Source organism: Streptomyces sp. NBC_01255, assembly GCF_036226445.1.
In the GTDB taxonomy this organism is placed as follows: domain Bacteria; phylum Actinomycetota; class Actinomycetes; order Streptomycetales; family Streptomycetaceae; genus Streptomyces.
The window spans coordinates 2,985,865-3,012,116 of record NZ_CP108474.1 but is presented as its reverse complement, the minus strand read 5'-3'; the positions used below and the strand labels follow the sequence as shown (position 1 = coordinate 3,012,116).

Sequence of the window (26,252 nt, the reverse complement as noted above, 5' to 3'; positions counted from 1 at the left end):
TTCCGCCCGGCCCGGCCGACGGCCGTCCACGGCACCCCGTACGGGCCACGGCCCGGCGTACCCCCACGACACGAGAGGCAGCGCAGATGGCCGTTCGTACCCCGTCATCGCGTATCCGCAGGGCCGTCGCGCCCCTGGCGCTCTGCGCCGGGCTGACGGTCGGACTCACCGCCTGCGGCGCCGATCCGGACGAGGGGACCAACGGGGTCGGGAGGCTCTCCGCGCCCGAGATCGAGAAGGAGGCGCAGTCGGCCGCCGACACGGCGAAGGCGGTACGGCTCGCGGGCACGCTCGTCAGCAAGGGCGGCACCTTCAAGCTCAACATGCGGCTCAAGCAGGACGGCGCCGCCGGCTCGGTGACGACGAAGAACAGCACCTTCGAGCTGCTGCGGATCGGCGACGCGCTCTACCTGAAGGCGGACGCGGGCTTCTGGGCGCACGACGACACGTCGGACGACGAGCCCACCGAGGCGGACACCGAGGCCGCCGACAAGCTCGACGACATGTACGTGAAGGTGCCGCAGGGCGACCCCTCGTACAAGCAGTTCCGCGGCTTCACCGACATGGACGTGCTCCTCGACGGGCTGATCGGCCTGCACGGGGAGAAGGTCAAGGGCGACCGCGACCAGATCGGCGGGGTCCGCACGATCAAGGTCAAGGGCGGCGCGGAGGGCGAGGGCGGCACGCTCGACGTGGCCCTGGAGGGCTCCCCGTACCCGCTGCAGTTCGCGCGGGGCGGGGGAGCGGGCGTCGTGGTGCTCTCCGAGTGGAACAAGGACTTCCCGCTCGCGGAGCCGTCGAAGGAAGAGACCCTCGACTACGGCAAGCAGCTGCCCCGGACCTGATTACTTGCGGCGCTTCCGGAACAGCAGCTTCGGGAGCGCCGCCGGCACCGGCCGGCGGGTCGTGGCCTCCGAGGGCAGCGGTACGGCGGCCAGGGAGCCGTCCGGCAGCTCCGTCGTCGAGGAGCGGGGGTCGAGCCGCAGCACGCGGCACTCGCGCGCCCAGCGCCCCGTCATGGCCTCGCCGTCCGTCGCGTTCAGCCGCTTGCCCTTCAGCTCGGCGACCGCGGCGTCCCACTCCTCCGTGCCCGGGGGAAGCTCGCGCACGGCGGCCGTCCAGGTGACGAGCCGCCCGCCCTTGTCCTTGCTGCGGACCGTGACCTCGGCCGTCCCGCCGTCCGCGAGGCCCGGCAGCGGCTGCTCGCCGGGACCGTCGCCGACGACGTGCGCGGCGCCGTCGTGCCAGACGTGCCAGAGCGCGCGGGACGGACCGGTCCCGCGCACCCAGACGAGGCCGGACTTCTTGGTGGCCTCCTCGACGAGGGCGGACCCGGGCAGCTCTTCAGTCATGGCCCGAAGCTTATTGCCTTCGTCCTCAGAGCCAGCCGTTGCGCTTGAGCATGCGGTGGATGCTGAAACAGACCACGATGATGCCGGTGAGCACCATCGGGTAGCCGTACTTCCAGTGCAGCTCGGGCATGTGGTCGAAGTTCATGCCGTAGACGCCGCAGACCGCCGTGGGGACGGCGACGATCGCCGCCCACGAGGTGATCTTGCGCATGTCCTCGTTCTGCGCGACGGTCGCCTGCGCCAGGTTGGCCTGGAGGATCGAGTTGAGGAGCTCGTCGAAGCCGACGACCTGCTCCTGGACGCGGGCGAGGTGGTCGGCGACGTCCCGGAAGTACTTCTGGATGTCGGGGTCGACCAGCCGCATCGGGCGCTCGCTGAGCAGCGTCAGGGGGCGCAGGAGCGGGGTGACGGCCCGCTTGAACTCCAGTACCTCACGCTTGAGCTGGTAGATCCGGCCCGTGTCCGTACCGCGGGTGGAGCCTTTCGCGCTCGGCGAGAAGACGTCGATCTCCAACTGGTCGATGTCCAGCTCGACGGCGTCGGCGACCGCGATGTAGCCGTCGACGACGTGGTCGGCGATGGCGTGCAGCACGGCCGAGGGGCCTTTGGCGAGGAGTTCGGGCTCGCCCTGGAGACGGTGGCGGAGGTTGCGCAGGGAGCCCTGGCCGCCGTGCCGGACGGTGATGACGAAGTCGGGTCCTGTGAAGCACATGACCTCGCCGGTCTCGACGACCTCGCTGGTCGCGGTGAGTTCGGCGTGCTCGACGTAGTGGATCGTCTTGAAGACGGTGAAGAGGGTGTCGTCGTACCGCTCCAGCTTGGGCCGCTGGTGGGCGTGGACGGCGTCCTCGACGGCGAGCGGGTGCAGCCCGAACTCGGCGGCGATACCGGCGAATTCGGCCTCGGTCGGCTCGTGGAGCCCGATCCAGGCGAAGCCGCCGCTCTCCCGTACCTGGCTCATCGCGCCGCGGGGCGTGAGGCAGTCGCGGTCGTCGACCCGGCTCCCGTCGCGGTAGACGGCGCAGTCGACGACGGCGCTGGAGGCCGAGTGGTCGCGGGTGGGGTCGTACGAGGTGTACGTGGTGGGGGTCTTGCGCAGGGTGTGCCGCAGGCTCGGCCGGACGGCGGCGCGCAGGTCACGGATCATCGACATGGGCATGCTCCTTCACGGAGAGGCCGTCGGTGCGATGCGTGGCACAGCCCGGAATGGGGACGTGGAGCTACGTCGTCCACAAAGCGGGCGGCACCGGGGGATCGCGGTGACGGCGTTCGCTACAGACAGGCAAAGGCGAAATGCTCTTCCGTCGTGCGAGATGCCGGATGCCCGATGTCGGAGAAGGCGGGTCCCGTACGGGACCTGGGATCACCGGAGGGTGAAGCGCACCGGGCTCGGGTGCGGGGCGGAAGAGCGACTGGTACTGCCCGACCGACTTCGGTCCATCGCAGCCCCACCTCCTCCGGCCGGTCCCCCGTGGGGGATGACGTGTGACGAGTAATCAGGAGTTCGTGACTCCCGACCAGCGGCCAAGACTATCAGCCGACAGAGGGTCAATCCTTGACTTTGCCCGTTCCATACGCGCTTTATGCTCAAGTCATGGGAGAAGTTCTTGCTCTGGTCGAGGCCCGGCTGCGGACGGCACTCGGAGAACCGGACGCGCGGGCCGCGGTGACGTTCCTCGGCACCGACCGGATCGAGGTGCTGCGCTTCGTCGACGGCGACCTCGTGCGGTACGCGACCCTCGGGATGTCCGCCTCGCCGATGGCCGATCCGACCGCTGCCCTCGCCGACCCCGTGAAGGGCCCGCGCGCGGAGCTCGTCCTCACCGTACGGGCCGGCCTCGCCGACACCGACAAGGTGCTGCGCCCGCTCGCCGTGCTCGCCGCCACCCCGCAGGTCGAGGGCGTGGTCGTGGCCCCCGGCGCCTCGCTCGACGTGGGCGATCCCCTCTGGCCGGGCGCCGGCTTCAGCTCGGTCCTCGTCGCCGAGTCCGGCGGCCTGGTGGGGGACCTGGAGCTGGACGCACCGCTCGACCCGGTCCGCTTCCTGCCGCTGCTCCCGATGACCCCGAACGAGGCGGCGTGGAAGCGGGTGCACGGGGCGCAGGCCCTGGAGGAGCGCTGGCTGGCGCGCGGGACCGATCTGCGCGACCCGCTGCGCGCGTCCGTGAGCCTGGACTGAGGCCCGGGCCGCGCCCCGGTGTCGCGGACCCGTGCCGCGTCCCCGTGCCGCGCTCGCACCCCCCGGGTGAACGGCTCGGGCCGGACGGGTGATCGTCCGCGGGCCGTCCTTGACGCGCGGCCCGAGGGGTAGGACCGTTGAGCCCTATGAGGGGCGAACCCAGTTGTCCGAAGTGCGGTGGCAGGGTCAGAGCGCCCGGTCTCTTCGCCGACTCCTGGCAGTGTGACGTGCACGGCTCGGTGCACCCGCTCCAGCCCGTGCTCCCACCCAGCGTCGAGGCTCTCGACGTCGTGGTGCACCGGTCCCAGGTACCGGTGTGGATGCCGTGGCCCCTGCCCGTCGGCTGGCTCTACACCGGCGTCGCGTGCGCCGGTGACGATCGCAGCGGCGCACGCGCGACAGCCGTCGCGTGCTCGGGTCCCGGCCCGCTCGGCGGGCTCGGCGAGCTGCTCCTGATCGCCGAGGAGCTCGGCGTCGGCCTCGGCGCGCGGTACGCCGGCATCGACGGCCTCGACCCCGGCTCCGGCATGGCCATCGACAAGCCGCCCCAGGCGAAGGTGCTCGCCGCCGGACGCCCCACCCCGCTGTGGCACGTCACCGGCACCCCGCAGGACCGCGCGGTCTTCGCGGGCGAGGCGCGCGGCCTCTGGCTGTGGGCGATCGTCTGGCCCGAGCAGTCCGGCCTTCTGATGTACGACGAGCTGGTCCTGACGGACCTCCGGGACGCGGGCGCCGAAGTCGAGCTCCTGCCGTGCGGCGCACTCACCCCGAGGCTGCTGAAGTAACGGGCGACCGGGTGACCGGATCCGTACACGGCTGTTCGATTCGCCCGTTATGCTGAAGCGTCCCTCGTCCGTGCCGAGCCCCCGGAGTACCGCGTCGTGCGCATCGATCTGCACACCCACTCCACGGCTTCCGACGGTACGGACTCGCCGGCCGAACTCGTCAGGAACGCGGCCGCCGCCGGGCTCGACGTCGTCGCGCTGACGGACCACGACACCACCCGCGGCCACGCCGAGGCGATCGCCGCGCTGCCCGAGGGGCTGACCCTCGTCACCGGCGCCGAGCTGTCCTGCCGGCTCGACGGCATTGGCCTGCACATGCTCGCGTACCTCTTCGACCCGGAGGAGCCCGCGCTCCTCGCCGAGCGCGAACTCGTCCGGGACGACCGCGTGCCGCGCGCACAGGCCATGGTCGGCAAGCTCCAGGAGCTCGGCGTCCCCGTCACCTGGGAGCAGGTCGCCCGGATCGCCGGCGACGGCTCCGTCGGCCGCCCGCACGTCGCCGAGGCGCTCGTCGAGCACGGGGTCGTCCCGGACGTCTCCGGGGCCTTCACCCTCGACTGGCTCGCCGACGGCGGCCGGGCGTACGTCGAGAAGCACGAGCTGGATCCCGTCGAGGCGATCCGCCTGGTCAAGGCCGCCGGCGGGGTCACCGTCTTCGCGCACCCGCTCGCCGTCAAGCGCGGCGAGGTCGTGCCGGAGGCGGCGATAGCCCGGCTGGCCGACGCCGGACTCGACGGCATCGAGGTCGACCACATGGACCACGACGAGGCGACGCGCGCGCGGCTGCGCGGGCTCGCGAAGGAGCTCGGGCTGCTGGCCACGGGCTCCAGCGACTACCACGGCAGTCGCAAGACCTGTCGCCTCGGCGACTACACCACCGACCCCGAGATCTTCGGCGAGATCATCCGCCGTGCCACAGGGGCCTTCGCGGTCCCCGGCACGGGGGGAGCGGTCTAGCCCCAGGGGGCAGGGCCGAGGCGCACGGCCGTCGGTTTCCGGCTCGGTTCTCGGTTCTCGGTTCTCGGCTTTCGGCGAGCGTCCGGAGCGGACGAGCCGCGGCGGTCGCCACGATGCGGGCCCGCGTCGCGTCCGCGCCCGTGCTCGTCCCGTGGGGTGCGGTGTCCTGCCGGTCGCACCGGCCGCACCCGCTCTCCCGGTCCTCTCCGCGAGGATCCCCGGCCGCCCCCACCCGTACCCGTTCACGTCACCCTGCGCGGCTCCGTGCCCCGCGGTGGACGTACCCACGTCGGCCCGCTGGCGGAACTCCACATTCCGGCAGTGGGAGCCCACACCCCACCGTTCGACTCTCCCGCAAGGCACCCCACCGTGTTCGACGTCGCCGTCTTCGGCTCGCTGTTCCTGACCCTCTTCGTGATCATGGATCCCCCCGGGATCACGCCGATCTTCCTCGCCCTCACCTCCGGCCGGCCGGCCAAGGTCCAGCGCCGGATGGCCTGGCAGGCCGTCGCCGTGGCGTTCGGCGTCATCACCGTCTTCGGCCTGCTCGGGCAGCAGATCCTGAACTACCTGCACGTCTCCGTACCCGCGCTGATGATCGCGGGCGGTCTGCTCCTGCTGCTCATCGCGCTCGACCTGCTCACCGGCAAGACCGACGAGCCGAAGCAGACGAAGGACGTGAACGTCGCCCTGGTGCCGCTCGGCATGCCGCTGCTCGCCGGGCCGGGCGCGATCGTCTCGGTCATCCTCGCGGTGCAGCACGCCGACAGCGCCGCCGCGCAGGTCTCCGTCTGGGCCGCCATCGTCGCCATGCACGTCGTGCTCTGGCTGACCATGCGCTACTCGCTGCTGATCATCCGCGTCATCAAGGACGGCGGCGTGGTCCTGGTGACCCGCCTCGCCGGCATGATGCTCTCCGCCATCGCGGTGCAGCAGATCATCAACGGCGTCACCCAGGTGATCCAGGGGGCCTGAGACCCCGCAGCAGGGCCGGTTCCGGACGCCACTGCGCCCCCGTACGGATTCCGCTCTGCGAAGTCCGTGCGGGGGCGCGGTGCGTGGTGTGGACCTGGCCTGTTACGAGGCCGAGGTCTCGGCGGGGCGGATCCAGATGCGCTGGCCGATCGCGGCGGCCTGCTGCACGATCCGATTGACGGAGGCGGCGTCCACGACCGTGCTGTCGACGGGCGTGCCGTCGATGTCGTCGAGGCGCAGGATTTCGAAGCGCATGGGCTTCTCCCTTCGTCTGAGTTGATCCTCCTGAAGGAGAACTGAGTTACGTATGTGTCCAACGAAGTGCACCCTGCAAACATTCCTTACGCTAAGGAAAATTTTCGGATGTCTAACTACTAGCGGGTAGGGGGTGTGGCGGCAGGGCCGCCGGCGGCGGAGAATGAGCCCCGTATGAACGACGCAGAGACCACCGACGCACCCGCCGACGCCCCCACCGACGCGCAGTCGATCGACGCCCGCCTGAGCGCGCTCGACGCCCGCGTGGAGCGCACCAACGAGCTCCTCCAGCGGATGCTGGCCGAGGTAGCCAAAACCCCTTCCACCCACGCCATCTTCGTCGACGCAGGTTACGTCCATGCTGCGGCCGGGTTGCTGGTGACGGGCACCGAGGACCGGCGCTCCTTCGACCTCGACGCCGAGGGCCTGATCGAGGCCTTCATCGACAAGGCCCGCACGATCTTCGCGGACAGCAGACTGCTCCGCGTCTACTGGTACGACGGCGCCCGGCGCCGGATCCACACCCCCGAACAGCAGGCCATCGCCGAGCTGCCCGACGTCAAGGTGCGCCTGGGCAACCTCAACGCCAACAACCAGCAGAAGGGCGTCGACTCCCTGATCCGCACCGATCTGGAGTCCCTCGCCCGTCACCGTGCCATCAGCGACGCCGCCCTCGTCGGCGGCGACGAGGACCTGGTCTCGGCCGTCGAGGCCGCCCAGGGATACGGGGCCCGCGTCCACCTCTGGGGCATCGAGGCCGCCGAGGGCCGCAACCAGGCCGAGGCGCTCCTCTGGGAGGTCGACAGCCAGCGCACCTTCGAGCTGGACTTCTGCCGCCCGTACGTCACCCGCCGCCCCGTCACGACGTACGAGAACGAGGGCGAGCCGCCGCCCTCCCGCGAGGAGGTCCGTTTCGTCGGCGCCCAGATCGCCGCGACCTGGCTCGCCGAGCGCGGCCGGGACCGCCTCGGGGAGCTCCTGCCCGGCGCCCCCTACCTCCCGGGCCCCGTCGACCAGGACCTGCTCGTCGAGGCGGAGCGCCTGCTCAGCCGCTCCCTGCGCGGGCACGCCTCCCTGCGTCGGGCCCTGCGGGACGGCTTCTGGCAGCACCTCAAGACGCAGTACTGAGGGGCTTACGGGGCGGCCGCACCGGCTGCCGCGCGGGCGTCGACCCGCTCCCAGAAGCCGGTGAGCCGGTCCGTCAGCTCGCGCGGGTGCGACACGTTGGGGGAGTGGCCGGCGCCCTCGACCACCGTGTGGTGCGCGCCGGTGCGGGCCGCCGCCGCGGCCAGCTCCGCCGGGGGCCAGACCATCTCGTCCGCCCCGTACGCGATGTGCAGCGGCATCCGCAGCTCCAGCAGCTCCGCCGTACCGTCCGGATCGCTCAGGAGCAGTCGCCCGGCGCCCGCGAGCTGGGCGATCCGGGTCCGCATCCAGCGCCGTCGCAGGAAGCCCGTGAGCTCCGGGGCGTCGCCCGTGTCCGGCTCCTCGCCCCTGCCGTCCAGCCAGCACATCGCCTGCCAGACCCGCTCCTTCGGCAGCAGCGCCAGCGCGCCCCGCAGGACCCGGATCCGGATCCGCTGCGGTCGCGCGACGCGGCCGGGGCCCGAGGAGAGCAGGGTGAGCGAGCGGAACGCGGCGGGCGCGAGGGAGCCGGCGGCGCGGGCCACGAGGCCGCCGAAGGAGTGGCCGAGCAGATGGACGGGCCCGTCGCCGAGGGCGGCGGCCTGCGCGACCGCGTCGAGGGCGAGCGGCCTGCGCCGGTAGGCGGCCCGGCCACGGGGGCCCGGGGTCTCGTGCTGGCCCCGCCCGTCCACCGCCACCGCCCGGTACCCGGCCTCGCTCAGCGGCCCGAGCAGCGCCAGGAAGTCCTCCTTGCTGCCGGTGTACCCGGGCAGCAGCAGCACCGTCCCCCGCCGCTCGCCCTCGGGCATCGCGTCGAGGACGGCGAAGTCACCCCGTGCGGTCGCCAGTCGGCGGGCGCGGGTGCGGGGCGGGAGCGCGAGGGAACGGGGCTTGCTCATATCTGGACTGTAACGGCGCGAACGGGGCAGGGCTCGGGGGCGCCTGCCACAACGGCCGTGCGGCCCGGCCCCTGGGAAGGGACCGGGCCGCACGGCCGTGACGGGGGCGGGGATCAGCTCTCGGGCTGAGCCGCCGCCGCCTTCTTCGTGGTGCGGCGACGGGGAGCCTTGGGGGCTTCCTCGGCGACCGCGGCCTCGACTGCCGGGGCCTCGGCGGCGGCCGCGGCCTTCTTCGTCGTACGACGACGCGTGGGCGTCTTCGGCTCCGAGGCGTCGGGCGCCTCGGCGGCGACCGCCTTCTTCGTGGCGCGGCGACGCGGGGCCTTCGGGGCCTCCTCGGCGACCGGGGCCTCGACGGCCTCGACGACGACCTCGGCGGCCGCGGCCTTCTTGGTCGTGCGGCGGGCGCGCGGAGCCTTGGCAGCCTTGGGGGCTTCCTCGACGACCGGCTCGGCGACCTTCTCGACGACCGGCACGGCGGCCGGTTCGGCGACGGGGGCCTCGATCACGGTCACCGGTGCCTCGGTGGTGACCGGGGATCCGGCGGGCCTGCGGGCGGTGCGGCGGGCGCGGGGAGCCTTGGGGGCCTCCTCGACGACCGGCGCGACGACCGGCTCGGCGACCGGGGCCTCGGCCACCGGCGCTTCGGCGGTCACCGGGGATCCGGCGGGCCTGCGGGCGGTGCGGCGGGCGCGGGGAGCCTTGGGGGCTTCCTCGACGACCGGCTCGGCGACCGGTTCGGCGACGGGGGCCTCGGCCACCGGCGCTTCGGCGGCCACCGGGGAACCGGTGGCCTTGCGGACCGCACGGCGACGGCGCGGGGCGGGAACCTCGGCCGTGACCTCGGCGGTGACCGTGACGGCCTCGACCACCGGAGCGGCGACGGCCTCGACGACCGGCTCCGCGACGGCCTTCTTGGCCGTGCGGCGGCGCGGTGCCTTCTTCGGCTCCGCCGGGGCCTCGACGGGGGCCTCGACGACCGGGGCGGCGGGCGCCTCGGCGACCGGAGCGTTCCGCAGGGCGGCCGCGGCGGTCTCGACCGTCTGGAAGGAAACGGTGTCCTCGACCGGCCGCAGGACGCGGGGACGGCGACGACGCGGGGCCGGGGCGGCCTCCTGGGCCACGGGAGCCGGGGCGACGAACGCGGCCGTCACGGCCTCCGGGCGGGCGGCACGGGCACGGCGACGGGGGGCCTTCGGCTCCTCGGCGACGGGGGCCGGAGCGGCCTCGACGACCGGAGCCGCCGGAGCGGCCTGGACCACCGGAGCGGCCTGGACCGGCTGGGCGGTGACCGGAGCGGTCTGCGCGGTGCCGGGGTTGCCCGGACGGGTACGGCGACGGCGACGCGGGGTACGCGGGCCGGACTCGGCAGGCGCGTCCTCGGAAACCGGAGCGGCCGGAGCGGCGGACACGGCGGTGGCCGGAGCCGTCGACACCGGAGCGTCACCGGCGTCGCTGCCGCCACGGGTACGCCGGCGCTGGCGCGGGGTCCGCGTACGGGCCGGGAACTCCTCGGCCTTCTCGACCTTGTCGGCCTTCGGGGCACGCCCACGGCGTCCGCCGGGCTCGCCCAGGTCCTCCAGCTCCTCCGCGCCCAGACCCGCACGGGTCCGCTCGGTGCGGGGCAGGATGCCCTTGGTGCCCGCCGGGATGTCCAGCTCCTCGTAGAGGTGCGGGGACGACGAGTACGTCTCGGCCGGGTCGTGGAAGTCCAGCTCCAGCGCCTTGTTGATGAGCTGCCAGCGCGGGATGTCGTCCCAGTCGACCAGCGTCACGGCCGTACCCTTCGCACCCGCGCGGCCGGTGCGGCCCACGCGGTGGAGGAACGTCTTCTCGTCCTCCGGCGACTGGTAGTTGATGACGTGGGTGACACCCTCGACGTCGATGCCGCGCGCGGCGACGTCGGTGCAGACGAGGACGTCGACCTTGCCGTTGCGGAAGGCGCGCAGCGCCTGCTCGCGGGCGCCCTGGCCGAGGTCGCCGTGGACCGCGCCGGACGCGAAGCCGCGCCGCTCCAGCTGCTCGGCGATGTCGGCCGCCGTGCGCTTCGTACGGCAGAAGATCATCGCGAGCCCGCGGCCGTTGGCCTGGAGGATGCGGGAGACCATCTCCGGCTTGTCCATGTTGTGCGCGCGGTAGACGTGCTGCTTGATGTTGGCGACGGTCGCGCCCTCGCCGTCGGGCGAGGTGGCCCGGATGTGCGTGGGCTGCGACATGTAGCGGCGGGCCAGGCTGATGACCGCGCCCGGCATGGTCGCCGAGAACAGCATGGTCTGGCGCTTGGCCGGAAGCATGTTCATGATCTTCTCGACGTCGGGCAGGAAGCCCAGGTCGAGCATCTCGTCGGCCTCGTCCAGGACGAGGACCTTGACGTGCGAGAGGTCGAGCTTGCGCTGGCCGGCCAGGTCGAGCAGACGGCCGGGGGTGCCGACGATGACGTCGACGCCCTTCTTGAGCGCCTCGACCTGGGGCTCGTACGCGCGGCCGCCGTAGATGGCGAGTACGCGGACGTTGCGCACCTTGCCGGCGGTGAGGAGGTCGTTGGTGACCTGCTGGCACAGCTCGCGGGTCGGAACGACGACGAGCGCCTGCGGGGCGTCGGTCAGCTGCTCGGGCTTCGCCCGGCCGGCCTCGACGTCCGCGGGAACGGTGACGCGCTCCAGGATCGGAAGGCCGAAACCGAGGGTCTTGCCCGTGCCGGTCTTGGCCTGGCCGATGACATCGGTGCCGGTGAGGGCGACCGGAAGGGTCATCTCCTGGATGGGGAAGGGGGTGACGATGCCGACGGCCTCAAGGGCCTCGGCCGTCTCGGGAAGGATTCCGAGCTCTCGGAAAGTCGTAGTCAGGGTGCTGCCTCTTCTGTGGACGCGGGACGAGGCGAACGAAGGGGGTCGTACCGTGCCGGGATACTTCCGGCCGGATCGTGAAGATCGCAGCCAGGTGGCGCGGGACCACTGCCGTCGCTCGAGCGTCGAACCGCTGAGGTGACCCTTCCGCGGGTCCGCCGGAAGGGCTGTCGGGCCGGAGCCGATCGGGCCACCGACCGGGCATCCTCATTCATGAGTCGGCCCACCGGATACGTCCGAACGTGCGAAAGCATGTCCGCATACTCAGCAGGCGCATTACCACTGTACCCCGGATTCGCGCATCCGTGCTGGGCCGAATTGTCGAGGGCCCCGCCCGGCGGTGCCGGACGGGGTCTTCCCATGCGCTGAGCGCGGGCTATTGTGCGCTCCGTGACTCCTCCCCGCGAGGGGCTTCTCACTCGGCTGCGAAGCAGCCTCATGACGGACAAGCCCTGCCCGACGCGGTGACGCGTAGCAGGGACGCTAGCAGCCGGCCGCGGTGCGCCGCAGCGGAATCGGAAGGTTTGCCGTGACAGACAGCGAGCACAAGGGAATCGCCGCCGAGGACTGGGCCACGGCATCCACCGAGCCGCAGTACCGCGCCGCCGTGATCGACCTCCTCGGCGCGCTGGCCTACGGAGAGCTGGCGGCCTTCGAGCGGCTCGCCGAGGACGCCAAGCTGGCGCCGACCCTCGCGGACAAGGCGGAGCTGGCGAAGATGGCCTCGGCCGAGTTCCACCACTTCGAGCAGCTGCGGGACCGGCTCGCGGCCGTGGACGCCGAGCCGACCGCCGCGATGGAGCCCTTCGCCAAGGCGCTCGACGACTTCCACCGCCAGACCGCGCCGTCGGACTGGCTGGAGGGCCTCGTCAAGGCGTACGTCGGCGACTCGATCGCCAGCGACTTCTACCGGGAGGTCGCGGCCCGGCTCGACTCCGACACGCGCGGTCTCGTCCTGTCGGTGCTCGACGACACCGGCCACGGCAACTTCGCCGTGGAGAAGGTCCGCGCGGCGATCGACGCCGACCCCCGCGTCGGCGGCCGGCTCGCGCTCTGGGCGCGCCGCCTGATGGGCGAGGCGCTCTCGCAGGCCCAGCGCGTGGTCGCCGAGCGCGACGCGCTGTCGACGATGCTGGTCGGCGGTGTCGCGGACGGCTTCGACCTCGCCGAGGTCGGCCGGATGTTCTCCCGGATCACCGAGGCCCACACGAAGCGCATGGCCGCGCTCGGCCTGGCCGCGTAGGCCCTGAGTCCTGTCGTACGGCTCGTTCGTCGGAGAGTGGCGCTGTTCACGCCGCCGCTGATCGTCGCAGCCGGCGCGAGGCCGGGCGGATCAGCAGCGAGAGCAGCACCGCCGCGACCGCCACCGCGCCGATGAGCGTGGCGAGGAAGTGGCCGGGGCCCAGCGCCCCGTGTGTGACGAGCGCGCCGAAGACGCCGCCCACCGCGCCGGTCATGAGGACGGTCCCCCGGGAGGGGAGGCGGTCGGCCAGCCATTGCACGGCGGCCCAGGCCAGGGCGAAGCCGAGCAGGGCGGAACCGAGGGCTTCCAGGAACACGGCGGATCACCTCGCGGGTGCTGCGGGGCGGGTGGTGCGGTCGTAGCCCTCCTACCCCAGGCGCCTCGGCGGCAATCCTCCCCGTACCCCCTGACGTGGCCATTCGAGACGAAAAGGCCCGGCGGACCGTGACGGTCCGCCGGGCCTTTCCCGTAGATCCGGGACTCAGAGGGCGCCGAAGCCCACCCGACGCACGGCGGGCTCGCCGAGCTCCACGTACGCGATCTTTTCGGCCGGGATGAGGACCTTGCGGCCCTTCTCGTCCGAGAGGCTGAGCAGCTGCGCCTTGCCGGCCAGAGCGTCGGCCACCGCGCGCTCCACCTCCTCGGCGGACTGCCCGCTCTCCAGAACGATCTCCCGCAGTGCGTGCTGCACGCCGATCTTGACCTCCACGGCTATGTCCCTCCGAACGGTCAGCGTTGCGCGACTTCCGCGCCGTACGCTGCACACATTAGCCCGGTGAGGGGACGCGCACGGCTCAGCGGCGGCACGCCAGGAGCGAACACTCCGCGGGAATGCCCCGAGGAGAGTCAGTGACCCTCGGCGCTCAGCTGGCCGTCGACCGGGTGCAGCGGGAAGCCTGCGATGCCGCGCCAGGCGAGCGAGGTCAGCAGCCCCACCGCCTTCTCGCGGGGGATCACCGACTCGCTGGACAGCCAGTAGCGGGCGACGACCTGGGAGACGCCGCCGAGCCCGACGGCGAGCAGCATCGACTCGTCCTTCGAGAGCCCGGTGTCCTCGGCGATGACGTCGGAGATCGCCTCGGCGCACTGGAGGCTGACCCGGTCCACGCGCTCGCGCACGGCCGGCTCGTTGGTCAGATCGGACTCGAAGACCAGCCGGAAGGCGCCGCCCTCGTCCTCCACGTACGCGAAGTAGGCGTCCATCGTCGCCGCGACCCGGAGCTTGTTGTCCGTGGTGGAGGCCAGGGCCGTGCGCACCGACTGCAGGAGGGACTCGCAGTGCTGGTCGAGCAGGGCCAGGTAGAGCTCCAGCTTTCCGGGGAAGTGCTGGTAGAGCACCGGCTTGCTGACGCCCGCCCGCTCCGCGATGTCGTCCATCGCCGCCGAGTGGTACCCCTGGGCGACGAAGACCTCCTGGGCCGCGCCGAGCAGCTGGTTCCGTCGGGCGCGCCGCGGCAGGCGCGTGCCCCGAGGGCGTGCGGCCTCTGTCTGCTCGATGGCGCTCACGCGGCCTCCCAAGAATCGATCCATGCGCGCTGTCGCGCCGCGCGGCCATCGTACTTTTGGGTAACCCGGCTGTGCGCGGTGCGAACGCAGAATTTCACGGACCGGACGCCCTGGTCGACAGTCGATTCAAGATTAAACCGAACAAATCAGCGGTAGTCGTCCTCGTCGAGGGCGACGACGCGCGTCTGATCGGACGCGTCGGCCTCGTTCGCCGACTCGTGCTCGATATGTGTGGGGTGCTCGTCCTCGCGCTGCTGCAGTTCGGTGTGCTGTTCGGCCGCGTCGGCCTCGGGGATTTCCTGGTCGAGCACTGCGGCCTCTTCCTCGGCGAATGTGTCCGGCTCGGTCGGATCGACAGTCATGCGGTTCCTTCCGGCGCGCGGGGTCCGCGGTCCGCTCCGATGGCCCTCCCTTCGAGCGTAGGAGCACACGCGCCCCGCCGCACACGCACTTGTGACGGCACCCACACGCGCCCCCGCGTGATCGTCTCGTAATATTGCGGCCATGTCCTCGACCGAGCTGCCGGAAACCCGGACCGCCGCCGCACCGCAGGCGTCGCGGATCCGCGCCGTACGGGTCGCCGACGGCGAGGAGCTCCGCTCCGTCGCCCTGCCCGGACTCACCCTCACCGTGCGCGCCCGCCCCGGCATCCGCGCCGGTCTGCCGCCCGCGCTGTACGTCCACGGTCTGGGCGGCTCCTCGCAGAACTGGTCGGCGCTCATGCCGCTGCTCGCGGACCAGGTCGACGGCGAGGCCGTCGACCTGCCCGGCTTCGGCGACTCCCCGCCGCCCGACGACGGCAACTACTCGGTCACCGGGCACGCCCGGGCCGTCATCCGGCTCCTGGACGCCGGCGGGCGCGGACCGGTGCACCTCTTCGGCAACTCGCTGGGCGGCGCCGTCGCCACCCGCGTCGCCGCCGTGCGGCCCGACCTGGTCCGCACCCTCACCCTGATCGCCCCGGCCCTGCCCGAGCTGCGCGCCCAGCGCACCGCCTGGCCCACCGTGATGCTCGCGGTGCCCGGCGTCGCCTCGCTCTTCGCGAGGCTCTCCCGGGACTGGACGCCCGAGCAGCGGGTCCGCGGGGTGCTGTCGCTCTGTTACGGAGACCCCGGCCGGGTCAGCGACGAGGGGCTCCGGCACGCCGTCGAGGAGATGGAGCGGCGCCTGGAGCTCCCGTACTTCTGGGACGCCATGGCCCGCTCCTCCCGCGGCATCGTCGACGCGTACACGCTCGGCGGGCAGCACGGGCTGTGGCGGCAGGCCGAGCGCGTGCTCGCCCCGACACTGCTCGTCTACGGCGGGCGCGATCAGCTCGTCGCGTACAGGATGGCCCGGAAGGCGGCCGCCGCCTTCCGTGGCTCGCGCCTGCTGACCCTGCCGGACGCGGGGCACGTGGCGATGATGGAGTACCCCGAGACGGTCGCCCAGGCCGCGCGGGAACTGATCGCCGAAGACGGCGGGAGCTGAGCCGGGGCGTGGGACGACATAGTCGCAAGGGCCCCGCGCCCTCGGTGCCGGGCACCGAGCAGCGTGCGGCGGCCGGACGGACGACGGGGACGACGGGGACGGCGCCGCAGGGCGCGGCCGGGCAGCCCCGGACAGCCGGGACCGCGCAGACCGGGGGAGCACCCGGGCAGGCCTCGGGGACGGGGCGCCGCCGCAGGGCGCCGGGCGACGGCCAGGACGCCGCCGGTACGCCCGCGCACGGGACCCCTCGGTACGGAGCGCAGCAGAGCGGAGCGCCTCAGTACGGAGCCCCGCAGTACGGGTCGTCTCCGTACGGGCCGCAGACATACGGGCCGCAGACGTCCGGGCCGCAGACGTCCGGCGGCCAGGGGTACGGCGGGCAGGGTTACGGCAATCAGGGTTACGGCGGCGGGGCCTACGACACCCCGGCGCACGGGACCCCGGGCACGCCCGCGTACGGCATCCCCGCCTACGGGACCACTCCCGCTCCCGTACGCGGCGGGCATCCGCAGCACGACGAGGGCACCGGACCGGGGCCCGAGGGGTACGGCCGCCGGCGCGGCTCGCACCGGGCCGCCGCGCCCGAGCAGGACGCGCCCCCGTCCGAACAGGCCGATCCCCAGGGGCCGTTCATCCCCGGGCCCCGGCGCGAGAGCCTGACCGACGCGGAAGGCGAAGCCGAGAACCCGGCCGACGGGCCGGCCGGCCGGACCTTCAAGGGCCGCACCCTCACCGGCATCGCGGCCGCCGCCGTCACCACCGTCCTCGCCGTCGTCGTCGCCGGACAGGTCGCCGACCGGGGGGACGCGCCGAGCACCACGCGCGCTGCCGACGGCCCGGCCGAGCGCGCCTCGGGCGACACCTCCGCCTCCCGCTCCGACGACCGGATCACCCCCTCGCGTCCGGCGACCGCCAAGCCCGCCCAGCCCTCCGCGCCCTCGGCGGCCCCGGCGCCGACGTACGAGCAGCTGATGACCCGCCAGTTCCCGATCGACCCGAAGCTGGACGGCTCCGGGGAGTTCGAGGCCGTGCCCGGCTTCCAGAAGGCGCCGGGCAAGGGGCGGCTCGTCCGCTACCGGATTGACGTCGAGAAGGGGATCGGACTCGACCCCGAGCTCTTCGCCTCGGCCGTGCACAAGACGCTCAACGACGAACGCAGCTGGGCCGGTCAGGGGGCGATGACCTTCGAGCGGATCTCCACAGGAGAGCCCGAGTTCGTCATCACGCTCGCGAGCCCCGGCACCACCGGGGAGTGGTGCGACAAGTCCGGACTCGACACGACCGTCGACAACGTGTCCTGCGATTCCGCCAACACCGAGCGCGTGATGATCAACGCGTACCGCTGGGCGCAGGGCTCGGAGACCTTCGGACCCAAGGCCATGCACGCGTATCGCCAGATGCTCATCAATCACGAGGTCGGGCACCGGCTCGGGCACGGTCATGTGAGCTGCAGCACGCCCGGAGCGCTCGCGCCCGTGATGCAGCAGCAGACGAAGTCGCTGCGGGTCGGCGGAATCGCTTGCCGTCCCAACCCCTGGGTGTATCCCGGAAGTTGATGTTCCGTCCGATCCGGTGATGATCACATGGTGAGACATGCGTCTCGGGAAACCCTGAATGCGCGTTGACATCGCTCGTGCGTTCGTTCATATTTCTCGGCATGTCGCACCGTCACGTCGCCTTCGATCGCGCCGCCATTGAGCTGGCGCTCATCGGCGTGACCCGGCACGCCGTGGCCGACATTCTCTGTAGCTGACGCCAGCCCGAGCGCCCGTCGGCCCCTTTTTCCTTCGTACCGCCGACGCCTTTCCGCGCCCGGGTGTTTCCCTCCCGCAGGCGCGGCTTTTCGTATGTGCCGTTCCGGCTCTCCGCATTCTTCCCGGAGAGCCGACCGCTCGCCGCTGCCTGCGCGGAATTCCCTTTTCCCCGCCCGCAGTTCTCCGAGAGGTCTTCTCCGATGCGTCAATCGTCCGTCATTTCGCGCCGCGTGGCAGCGGCCGCCGTCAGTCTCGTCCTGGCCTCGGGCGCCGCCGCCTGCGCGGGACCCGAGGACACCGGCGCCAAGGGAGGCTCGGCCGGCAAGGCGGCGGCGGGCACCCCGCAGAAGGGCGGCACGCTCACCGTCCTCAACAGCGAGGCCCAGACCGACTTCGACCCCGCCCGCCTCTACACCTCCGGCGGCGGCAACGTCCCCTCCCTCGTCTTCCGTACGCTCACCACCCGCAACCGCGAGGCGGGCGCGGCGGGCAGCAAGGTCGTCCCCGACCTCGCCACCGACCTCGGCCGCCCCAACAAGGACGCCACGGAGTGGACGTACACCCTCAAGGAGGGGCTGAAGTTCGAGGACGGCACGCCCATCACCAGCGCCGACGTCAAGTACGGCATCGAGCGCTCCTTCGCCGCCGAACTCTCCGGCGGCGCCCCCTACCTGCGTGACTGGCTCGTCGGCGGCGACACGTACGAGGGCCCGTACAAAGACAAGAAGGGGCTCGCTTCCGTCGTCACGCCCGACGACCGGACCATCGTCTTCAAACTGAGGAAGCCCGAGGGTGAGTTCCCCTTCGTCGCCACGCAGACCCAGTTCGCCCCCGTCCCCCAGGCCAAGGACACCGGCGCCACGTACGAGGAGCACCCCGTCTCCTCCGGCCCGTACAAGGTCGTGAAGAACGAGAACGACGGCGAGCGGCTCGTCCTGGAGCGCAACGAGCACTGGGACCCGAAGACCGACGAGGAGCGCAAGGCCTACCCGGACCGCGTCGACGTCCGCTCCGGGCTCGACGAGGCCGTCATCAACCAGCGCCTCGCCACCTCCACCGGGGCCGACTCCGCCGCCGTCACCACCGACACCAACCTCGGCCCGGCCGAACTCGCCCAGATCGGCTCCGACAAGGCGCTCGCCGCCCGCGTCGGCACCGGCCACTTCGGCTTCACCAACTACCTGGCCTTCAACCCCAAGGTGAAGCCCTTCGACAACCCGAAGGTGCGCCAGGCCATCTCGTACGCGGTCAACCGCACCAGCGTCGTCAACGCCGCAGGCGGCTCCGCCCTCGCCGAGCCCGCCACCACCTTCCTGCCGGAGCAGAAGTCCTTCGGCTTCACGCCGTACGACCACTTCCCGGCCGGCAAGACGGGCGACCCGGAGAAGGCCAAGCAGCTCCTCAAGGAAGCCGGGTTCCCGGACGGGCTGACCGTCACCCTCCTGCACTCCACCGCCCAGAACCGCGCCACCAGCCCCGAGATCGCCACCGCCGTGCAGGAGGCCCTCGGCAAGGCCGGCATCACGGTGAAGCTCGACGGCCAGGAGCCCAACTCCTTCAACGAGAAGCGCTGGAGCGTCAAGGACGCGCCCGGCCTCTTCCTCTCCCGCTGGGGCGCCGACTGGCCGGCCGGCGGCCCGTTCCTCGCGCCGATCTTCGACGGCCGCCAGATCGTCGCCGACGGCTCCAACTACAACCACGCCCAGCTGAACGACCCGGCGGTGAACAAGGAGATCGACGAGATCAACAAGCTCACCGACCTCCAGGCCGCCGCCGCCCGCTGGGGCGCCCTCGACAAGAAGATCGGCGAGCAGGCGCTCGACGTGCCCCTCTTCCACCCGGTCTACAAGCGGCTCGTCGGCAAGGACATCAAGAACGTCGTCATCAGCGACTGGACCGGCGTCCTCGACATCTCGCAGGTCGCGGTCAAGTGACCGCACCGACCGACACACCGCTCGCCGCTCCGACGGCGCCCGTGGCGGGCACCCCCGCCACGGGCGCCGCCCGGCAGGCCTGGCGGCGGATCCGCACCCGCCCCGCCGCCCTCGTCTCCGCCGGAGTCCTCCTCCTGCTCGTCCTCCTCGCCCTCGCCGCGCCGCTGCTCGCCGCGCTCGAGGGCCAGGACCCGTACGCGTACCACGACGACCTCGTCGACTCGGCCCGCGGCGGCGTCCCGTACGGCTCCTTCGGCGGAGCGAGCGCCGACCACTGGCTCGGCGTCGAACCCGGCACCGGCCGCGACCTCTTCGTCCGCCTCCTGTACGGAGCCCGGATCTCGCTCCTCGTCGCCGTCGGCGCCACCGCCGTCCAGGTCGCCCTCGGTGTCGCCATCGGCCTCGCCGCCGGGCTCGGCAGCCGCTGGGTCGACGGCCTCCTCGGCCGGATCACCGACGTGCTCGTCGCCCTGCCCATGCTGGTCCTCGCCATCGCGCTGACCGCCGTCGTCCCCCGGGACTTCCCCCGCCCGCTGCTGCTGATCCTCGTCATCGGCCTGCTCGGCTGGGCGGGCACCTCCCGGATCGTGCGCGCCCAGACGCTCACCCTCAAGAGCCTCGACTACGTCGCCGCGTCCCGCCTCGCGGGCTCCGGACGGTGGCGGACCGCCCGCCGCGAACTGCTGCCCGCGCTCGCCGCGCCCGTCATCACCTACGCGGCGATCCTCGTCCCCACCAACATGGTCGTGGAGGCCTCCCTCTCCTTCCTCGGCGTGGGCGTCACCCCGCCCACCCCGTCCTGGGGACAGATGCTGTCGACCGCGCAGACCTGGTTCCGCGCCGACCCCGCGTACGTCCTGCTGCCCGCCGGACTGCTCTTCGTCACCGTGCTCGCCTTCACCGTCCTCGGCGACGCCGTCCGCACGGCCCTCGACCCGCGCGAGGCGAGCCGGCTGCGCGTGGGAACCCGTAAGGAGAACTCCCGATGACCCGCTACGTCCTCAAGCGGCTCGCGGGTGCCGCGCTCGTCCTCCTGGCGCTCTCGGTCCTCGTGTACGCCCTCTTCTACGTGGCGCCCGGCGACCCCGCCCGGCTCGCCTGCGGGGAGCGCTGCAACCCCCAGCAGATCGCCCAGGTGCGCGAGCGGCTAGGCCTGAACGAGAGCGTCGTCGCTCAGTACCTGCACTTCCTCCAGGGCGTCTTCGCCGGCCGCGACTACTCCACCGGCACCTCCGTCGTGCACTGCGACGCGCCCTGCCTCGGACTCTCGTACCAGAACGACCAGCAGGTCACCCGGCTCATCCTGGAGCGGCTCCCGGCCACCGCCTCGCTCGCCCTCGGCGCGCTCGTCGTCTGGCTCGTCGTCGGCGTCGGCACCGGACTGCTCTCGGCGCTGCGCCGGGGCGGCCCCACCGAACGCGTCCTGACCGTGCTCACCCTCGCCGCGACCGGCACGCCCGTCTTCATCCTCGGGCTGCTGCTCCTCATGGTCGTCTGCGCCTACCTCCAGTGGCTGCCCTTCCCGAGCTACGTCCCCCTCGGCGAGGACCCCGAGCAGTGGGCGTGGAACATGCTGCTGCCCTGGCTGACCCTCGGCTTCTTCGAATCCGCCAAATACGCGCGTCTCACCAGGAGTTCCACCCTGGAGACGCTCGCCGAGGACCACATCCGCACCTTCCGCGCCTACGGCGTGGGGGAGCGGACCGTCGTCACCCGCCACGCGCTGCGCGGCGCCATCCCGCCGGTCGTCGCGGTCAGCGCCGTCGACCTCGGCTACGTGTTCGGCGGGGCGGTCCTCACCGAGTCCCTCTTCGGCATCCCCGGCCTCGGCAAGACCCTCCTCGACGGGGTGCGCTCGATCGACCTGCCGGTGGTGGTCGGCGTGGTCATGGTGATGGGCGTGGTCGTCGTCCTCGCCGGCGTCGTCGCCGACCTCCTGTACGCCGCCGCCGACCGAAGGGTGGTCCTGACGTGACCCCGCACAGCGAAGGCCCCCTGGTGGAAGTCCGGGACCTCACCGTCGAGTTCGGCCGTGCCGACGACCCCGTACGGGCCGTGGACGGGCTCTCCTTCACCCTCGGCGAAGGCCGCGCCCTGGCCCTCGTCGGCGAGTCCGGCAGCGGCAAGTCCACCGTCGCCGCCGCCCTCCTCGGCCTCCACCGGGGGACGGGCGCGCGGGTCACCGGCTCCGTACGGGTCGGCGGCATCGACGTCGGCACCGCCGGCCCGGCCGAGCTGCGGAGACTGCGCGGCGGAGTCGCCGCGATGGTCTTCCAGGACCCGCTGTCCGCCCTCGACCCCTACTACGCCGTCGGCGACCAGATCGCCGAGGTCCACCGGATCCACGCCGGAGGCTCCCGCCGGGACGCCCGCACCCGCGCCGTGGAGGTCCTCGACCGGGTCGGCATCCCCGACGCGGCCCGCCGCTCCCGCTCCCGCCCCCACGAGTTCAGCGGCGGCATGCGCCAGCGCGCCCTCCTCGCGATGGCCCTCGCCTGCGCACCCCGGATCATCGTCGCCGACGAACCGACCACCGCCCTCGACGTCACCGTGCAGGCCCAGATCCTCGACCTGCTGCACGAGCTCCGGCGCGAGACGGGCACCGCACTGCTCCTCGTCACCCACGACGTGGGCGTCGCCGCCGAGAGCGTCGACGACGTGCTCGTCATGCGTGGCGGCCGCGAGGTCGAACGCGGGCCCGTCGCCGGGGTCTTGGGCGCCCCCTCGGAGCCGTACACGCGCAGGCTGCTCGGCGCCGTGCCCCGGCTCGACGGACCGGTGCGGCCCGCCGCCCCCGCGCCCGCCGGCGAACCGCTCCTCGAAGCACTCGACCTGCGGCGGGAGTTCGGACGCGGCAAGAGCGCGGTGACCGCCGTCGACGGCGTCTCCCTCACCGTCCACGCCGGTGAAACCCTCGGCGTCGTCGGGGAGTCCGGCAGCGGCAAGACCACCCTCGGCCGGATGTTGGTGCGGCTCCTCGACCCGACAGGGGGCCGGCTCCGTTACGGGGGTACGGAGATCGGCACCCTGTCGGACCGGGAGCTGCGCCCGTACCGCCGCGAACTCCAGATGGTCTTCCAGGACCCCGTCGCCTCCCTCAACCCGCGCCGTTCCGTGGGCGAGTCGATCGCCGACCCGCTGCGCGCGGCGGGGGAGCGCGACGAGACCCGGATCCGCTCCCGGGTACGGGAGCTGCTCGACCGGGTGGGGCTCGAACCCGACCGCCACGACGCCTACCCGCACGAGTTCAGCGGCGGCCAGCGGCAGCGCGTCGGCATCGCCCGCGCGCTCGCCGCCGAGCCCCGGGTCGTCGTCTGCGACGAACCGGTCTCCGCGCTCGACGTCACCACCCAGGCCCAGGTGACCGCGCTGCTCGCCGAGCTCCAGGCCGAACTCGGCCTCGGGCTCGTCTTCATCGCCCACGACCTCGCCGTCGTCCGGCAGGTCAGCGACCGGGTCGCCGTCATGCGCGAAGGCAGGATCGTCGAGCAGGGCACGGTCGAGGAGGTGTACGGCGCACCCCAGGATCCGTACACGCGCCGGCTGCTCGCCGCCGTTCCGTCCCTCGACCCGGTCCTCGCGGCCGAGCGCCGGGGGCGGCGCCGGGAACTGGCCCCGGCCTGACAATCCGTAACCGATCCGCCGCGTACCGCGACCGAACGCGACCGGGGTGGGAAAGTTACGTGCATTCACCCCTTCCGGTGGTGCGACGGACAACCGTCCATCGCACCACCGGTATCTCCGCTTACGTTCTTCCCGCTGCGAGTCGCCGGACAAACGGTGGCCGACGTCAAGGGAGATCGGGGGTGCACTCGTGCGGATCGCACTGCTCACGGAGGGTGGCTACCCGTACGCCGCCGGTGAGGCCGGACTCTGGTGCGAACGGCTCGTACACGGGCTCGGGCAGCACCAGTTCGATGTCTACGCCCTCGGACCCACCGGCACCGCCGCCCCGCTGCCCCCGAACGCCCGGACCGTCCGCACGGGCGACGTGAGCGGCCCCGACGCCGACACCACCCCGGGGAGCCGCGTCGAGCGGGCCGCCTTCGGCGACGACCGCGCCTCCCGCCGCGCCTACGGACGGCGCGAGCGCCGCCGCTTCACCGAGGGCTTCCACGCCCTCGCCACCGGCCTCTGCGCCGAACACGACGAGACGTCCTTCGCCACCGGGCTCCACGCCCTCGCCGACCTCGCCCGCGAGCGCGGCGGACTGCCGGGCGCGCTCCGCTCCGACGACGCCGTCCGCGCCCTCGAAGCCGCCTGCCGCGCCCCCGGCGCACGCCGGACCGCGGCGGCGGCAGGCCTCCCCGACCACCTCGCCTTCGTCGACCACCTGGAGCGCGCCCTGCGCCCGCTCTCCCTCGACTGGTACGAGGAGGAGGTGCTCGGCGCCGTCGACGTCTGCCACGCCACCGCCGGCGGCACGACCGCGCTCCCCGGCCTCCTGGCCAAACGCTTCTTCGGGACGCCGCTCCTGGTCACCGAGTACGGCGTCCAGCTTCGCGCCCACTACCTCTCGCCGGCCGTCGCCGACCGCTCCGTCCCCCTGCGCGGCCTCCTCGCCTCGCTCCACGGCCGGATCGCCGCCGAGACCTACCGGCAGGCCGCGCTCCTCACCCCCGGCAACGCCCACGCCCGCCGCTGGCAGGAGAAGTGCGGCGCCGACCGCGCCCGTATCCGCACCGTCCACCCCGGCCTGGCCGCCGACCGCTTCGCCGAGGTCGGCGAGGACGAGGAGAGCGGCGACCCGACCACCCTCGTCTGGGTCGGCCGCGTCGAACCCGCCAAGGACCTCGTCGCCCTGCTCCACGCCTTCGCCGAGATCCGGGCCCGGCAGCCCGACGTCCGGCTGCGGATCGTCGCCGTGCCGACCGGCGAGCCCGACGCCGACGCGTACCTCACGCACTGCAAGGGGTTCGCGGCGCAGCTCTTCCCCGACGAGGCCCCGGGGGCGCACGCCGTCGGCGAGAACCCCGTCAGCTTCGAGGAGCTCGGCGGACCCGAGGCGCCCACGCTGGAGGACACGTACGCCTCTGCGGCGGTCGTCGTCCTCTCCAGCGTCGTCGAGGGCTTCCCGACCAGCCTCGTCGAGGCGATGTTCTGCGCCCGCGCCACCGTCTCGACCGACGTCGGCGCGGTCGTCGAGGTGATCGGCGGCACCGGCCTCGTCGTCCCGCCGCGCAACCCGCGCGCGCTCGCCGACGCGTGCCTCGCGCTGCTCCGGGAGCCCGAGCGCCGCTACCGGCTGGGCGCCGCCGCCCGCGCCCGCGCGCTCGAACTCTTCACCGTCGAACAGAACCTCGCCGCGTTCCGCGGCATCTACCTGGAGCTTCTCTCCCACGCGCCGGTGCGCCACCGCCCCGGGGACGGCGTGCCCTTCGCCCACCCGGCCGAGGCCCACGTGCCCGGCAGCTGGACGCACCAGGCCGTGACTGCGGGCACAGGAGCCCCCGATGCCTGAAGGAGACACCCCCATGCGCGGCCCCGCCGCCCCCACGAGCCCCGGAGCGTGGGACGCCCGCTCCGAAGCCCTCCTCGGCACCCCGGCCCTGACTCCGGCCGGCGCCGAGACGAGCGACCTCCCGGCGGACGCGCCGGACGCGTGGGACGCCGCGGACACCGCGCCGTCCGGGATAGCCCCGGCCGACGTCCCGGCCTCCGAAGCCGACGTCCCGGCGTCCGAAGCCGCCGCCCCCTTCGACGCCCCGGAGCGCGGCCTCGCCTGGATGGGCGGGACGAAGACACCCACCTCGCCGGACGCACCGGAGGCACCCGCCCCGGCGGACGTCCTCGCCCCCGCAGAGGGGCCCGTGTCGGACGAGCGCGCGGATGCGCCGTCGCCCGGCCCCTCGGTCTCGCCTCCCCGGCCGCGGCGCGGCAACGCCGATCCCGTCAAGGTGCTCATGCACCGGCACCGGGAGTTGTGCGAGCGTGCCGTCGACCCGCTGGAGATCGCCGCCGGGCTCGAAGCGCAGGGGTTCACCGACCGGACCGCCGCCCGCTTCCGGCACCGAGACGTCTTCGCGCTCGCCGAGGAGCTGTACGTCCGCGTGCCGCGCGCCACCGGCACGACCCCTGCCCCGGCGCCGGGCGACCGGGCCCGCGCCGACTGGATGCTCGCCGCCCTCGCGCCCGGCGCCGCCGCCGCGCTCGCCGGGCTCGGGCTCACCCTCACCCAGGGATCCGTCCGCCTCGCCGTCGGCGCCGCCGGAGCCGTCGCGCTCACCGGCGCGCTCCTCCTCGCCGTCCGGCGCGGACCCCTCCGCGCCCCCGGCAGCCGGACCGTGCCCGCCGCCCGCCTCTGGACCGTCTGGCTCCTCGCGTACGCGCTCGCCGGCGACGGACTCCTGGCGCAGGTGCTGGCGGGCGGCCCCGACGGGCCCTGGGACCTCCACCCCGGCCCCCTCCTCGCCCTCGCCCTCGCCGTCGCCCCCGCCGCCTGGGGCGCCCACGTCTTCGCGAGCCGGGCCCGACGCCGGATCGCCGACAGCCGGGGACTTGCGGACTTCGCCGCCGGAGCCAGGCCCCTGCTCCTCGGCACGGTGACGCTCCAGCTCCTCGCCCTCACCGCCCTCCTCGCCCTCACCGGATTCAGCCCGGGCGCCTTCGCCCTCGGCGCGCTCCTGCTGCTGGCCCGGCTCCTCACCGTCCACGGCTTCCCCGAGACGGCCTCCGCCGCGCTCGCCGCCGCCTGCGCCGCCGAGGCCCTCGCCCTCGCGAGCGTCCTCGCCGCCCGTATCCCCGTCCCCGGCTTCGACGAGCTCGCCGCCCCCGTGCGCGCCGTCGTCGCCACCGCGGGACCCGGGGCCGTACCCACCCTCGTCTGCGGCGCCGCCGCGCTCGGCCTGCTGGCCCACGCGACCGGCGCCCTCGCCCGGGCCTCCGCCCATACCGCCACCCCGTGAATCCCCCGCTCACCCGCGGAGCCGACGCCGCGGGCGTGCCCCGCCACCTCTCTCATCACCCCGCAAG

The 26,252-nt window shown here is 73.2% G+C and carries 25 protein-coding genes; 16 read left to right on the top strand and 9 right to left on the bottom strand.

What is annotated here, in order from left to right; genetic code table 11:
• Positions 1-86 precede the first annotated feature (86 nt).
• Entirely contained in the window at positions 87-845 is a 759-nt protein-coding gene (locus OG357_RS13140; protein WP_329621309.1) for a hypothetical protein, read from the top strand.
• Here OG357_RS13140 and OG357_RS13135 read toward each other — a convergent pair whose 3' ends face one another.
• A complete protein-coding gene (locus OG357_RS13135; RefSeq protein WP_329621308.1) occupies positions 846-1,352 on the bottom strand; it encodes a hypothetical protein in 507 nt (168 codons plus the stop codon). It abuts the gene before it with no gap.
• Between the two features lie 25 nt (positions 1,353-1,377).
• The gene (locus OG357_RS13130) at positions 1,378-2,505 is read right to left on the bottom strand and encodes a magnesium and cobalt transport protein CorA (protein WP_329621307.1); all 1,128 of its coding nucleotides are present in this window, start codon (positions 2,503-2,505) and stop codon (positions 1,378-1,380) included.
• Between the two features lie 441 nt (positions 2,506-2,946).
• Here OG357_RS13130 and OG357_RS13125 point away from each other — a divergent pair, with 441 nt between their 5' ends.
• The 4 genes from OG357_RS13125 (at position 2,947) to OG357_RS13110 (ending at position 6,248) form a co-directional block, all read left to right on the top strand.
• Positions 2,947-3,531 carry a suppressor of fused domain protein gene (locus OG357_RS13125; protein ID WP_329621306.1) on the top strand — a complete coding sequence of 195 codons (585 nt, stop codon included), beginning with the start codon at positions 2,947-2,949 and terminating at the stop codon, positions 3,529-3,531.
• A 146-nt stretch (positions 3,532-3,677) separates the two neighbouring features.
• Positions 3,678-4,316: a DUF6758 family protein gene (locus OG357_RS13120; protein ID WP_329621305.1), complete on the top strand. Its 639-nt coding sequence runs from the start codon at positions 3,678-3,680 to the stop codon at positions 4,314-4,316.
• 96 nt (positions 4,317-4,412) lie between these two features.
• On the top strand, positions 4,413-5,273 hold the full coding sequence (locus OG357_RS13115) for a PHP domain-containing protein (RefSeq protein WP_329621304.1): 861 nt from the start codon (positions 4,413-4,415) through the stop codon (positions 5,271-5,273).
• A gap of 369 nt (positions 5,274-5,642) precedes the next feature.
• Positions 5,643-6,248 (top strand): MarC family protein, encoded by a 606-nt coding sequence (locus OG357_RS13110; protein WP_329621303.1) that lies wholly within the window; start codon positions 5,643-5,645, stop codon positions 6,246-6,248.
• Between the two features lie 102 nt (positions 6,249-6,350).
• On the opposite strand, the gene OG357_RS13105 is transcribed toward OG357_RS13110, so the two are convergent.
• Entirely contained in the window at positions 6,351-6,503 is a 153-nt protein-coding gene (locus OG357_RS13105; RefSeq protein WP_099054331.1) for a hypothetical protein, read from the bottom strand.
• 174 nt (positions 6,504-6,677) lie between these two features.
• On the opposite strand from OG357_RS13105, the gene OG357_RS13100 reads away from it, so the two are divergent.
• Entirely contained in the window at positions 6,678-7,631 is a 954-nt protein-coding gene (locus OG357_RS13100) for an NYN domain-containing protein (RefSeq protein WP_329621302.1), read from the top strand.
• Between the two features lie 5 nt (positions 7,632-7,636).
• Here OG357_RS13100 and OG357_RS13095 read toward each other — a convergent pair whose 3' ends face one another.
• Together OG357_RS13095 and OG357_RS13090 are read right to left on the bottom strand one after the other, a co-directional pair.
• Positions 7,637-8,527, bottom strand: a complete 891-nt coding sequence (locus tag OG357_RS13095; RefSeq protein WP_329621301.1) for an alpha/beta fold hydrolase — start codon at positions 8,525-8,527, stop codon at positions 7,637-7,639.
• A 113-nt stretch (positions 8,528-8,640) separates the two neighbouring features.
• Positions 8,641-11,280, bottom strand: coding sequence for a DEAD/DEAH box helicase (locus OG357_RS13090; protein ID WP_329621300.1), 2,640 nt, complete (start codon positions 11,278-11,280; stop codon positions 8,641-8,643).
• Positions 11,281-11,902: 622 nt separating this feature from the next.
• On the opposite strand from OG357_RS13090, the gene OG357_RS13085 reads away from it, so the two are divergent.
• Positions 11,903-12,616: a ferritin-like fold-containing protein gene (locus OG357_RS13085; RefSeq protein ID WP_329621299.1), complete on the top strand. Its 714-nt coding sequence runs from the start codon at positions 11,903-11,905 to the stop codon at positions 12,614-12,616.
• Between the two features lie 46 nt (positions 12,617-12,662).
• Here the strand turns inward: OG357_RS13085 and OG357_RS13080 are convergent, their stop codons facing one another.
• From OG357_RS13080 to OG357_RS13065, 4 genes are all read right to left on the bottom strand, one after another.
• Positions 12,663-12,932 (bottom strand): hypothetical protein, encoded by a 270-nt coding sequence (locus OG357_RS13080; RefSeq protein ID WP_317598880.1) that lies wholly within the window; start codon positions 12,930-12,932, stop codon positions 12,663-12,665.
• Between the two features lie 165 nt (positions 12,933-13,097).
• Positions 13,098-13,325: a DUF3107 domain-containing protein gene (locus OG357_RS13075; RefSeq protein WP_329621298.1), complete on the bottom strand. Its 228-nt coding sequence runs from the start codon at positions 13,323-13,325 to the stop codon at positions 13,098-13,100.
• Positions 13,326-13,462: 137 nt separating this feature from the next.
• Positions 13,463-14,122 (bottom strand): TetR/AcrR family transcriptional regulator, encoded by a 660-nt coding sequence (locus tag OG357_RS13070; RefSeq protein ID WP_329621297.1) that lies wholly within the window; start codon positions 14,120-14,122, stop codon positions 13,463-13,465.
• A 146-nt stretch (positions 14,123-14,268) separates the two neighbouring features.
• Complete coding sequence (locus tag OG357_RS13065) at positions 14,269-14,484, bottom strand: hypothetical protein (RefSeq protein WP_329621296.1); 216 nt, start codon at positions 14,482-14,484, stop codon at positions 14,269-14,271.
• 142 nt (positions 14,485-14,626) lie between these two features.
• Here OG357_RS13065 and OG357_RS13060 point away from each other — a divergent pair, with 142 nt between their 5' ends.
• From OG357_RS13060 to OG357_RS13020, 9 genes are all read left to right on the top strand, one after another.
• Positions 14,627-15,592: an alpha/beta fold hydrolase gene (locus tag OG357_RS13060; RefSeq protein ID WP_329621295.1), complete on the top strand. Its 966-nt coding sequence runs from the start codon at positions 14,627-14,629 to the stop codon at positions 15,590-15,592.
• Between the two features lie 8 nt (positions 15,593-15,600).
• Positions 15,601-17,148 (top strand): DUF3152 domain-containing protein, encoded by a 1,548-nt coding sequence (locus OG357_RS13055; protein WP_329621294.1) that lies wholly within the window; start codon positions 15,601-15,603, stop codon positions 17,146-17,148.
• Positions 17,149-17,249: 101 nt separating this feature from the next.
• Positions 17,250-17,345, top strand: coding sequence for an Ms4533A family Cys-rich leader peptide (locus OG357_RS13050; protein WP_317598890.1), 96 nt, complete (start codon positions 17,250-17,252; stop codon positions 17,343-17,345).
• A 201-nt stretch (positions 17,346-17,546) separates the two neighbouring features.
• The gene (locus OG357_RS13045) at positions 17,547-19,280 is read left to right on the top strand and encodes an ABC transporter substrate-binding protein (protein ID WP_329621293.1); all 1,734 of its coding nucleotides are present in this window, start codon (positions 17,547-17,549) and stop codon (positions 19,278-19,280) included.
• Complete coding sequence (locus tag OG357_RS13040) at positions 19,277-20,269, top strand: ABC transporter permease (RefSeq protein WP_443066675.1); 993 nt, start codon at positions 19,277-19,279, stop codon at positions 20,267-20,269. The genes OG357_RS13045 and OG357_RS13040 overlap by 4 nt, the downstream gene beginning before the upstream one ends.
• Positions 20,266-21,255 (top strand): ABC transporter permease, encoded by a 990-nt coding sequence (locus tag OG357_RS13035; protein WP_329621292.1) that lies wholly within the window; start codon positions 20,266-20,268, stop codon positions 21,253-21,255. Before OG357_RS13040 ends, OG357_RS13035 begins: the two co-directional genes overlap by 4 nt.
• Positions 21,252-22,904 (top strand): ABC transporter ATP-binding protein, encoded by a 1,653-nt coding sequence (locus OG357_RS13030; protein ID WP_329621291.1) that lies wholly within the window; start codon positions 21,252-21,254, stop codon positions 22,902-22,904. Before OG357_RS13035 ends, OG357_RS13030 begins: the two co-directional genes overlap by 4 nt.
• A 190-nt stretch (positions 22,905-23,094) precedes the next feature.
• Positions 23,095-24,741: a glycosyltransferase gene (locus OG357_RS13025; RefSeq protein WP_329621290.1), complete on the top strand. Its 1,647-nt coding sequence runs from the start codon at positions 23,095-23,097 to the stop codon at positions 24,739-24,741.
• Positions 24,734-26,185 carry a hypothetical protein gene (locus OG357_RS13020; protein ID WP_329621289.1) on the top strand — a complete coding sequence of 484 codons (1,452 nt, stop codon included), beginning with the start codon at positions 24,734-24,736 and terminating at the stop codon, positions 26,183-26,185. The genes OG357_RS13025 and OG357_RS13020 overlap by 8 nt, the downstream gene beginning before the upstream one ends.
• Positions 26,186-26,252: the final 67 nt, after the last annotated feature.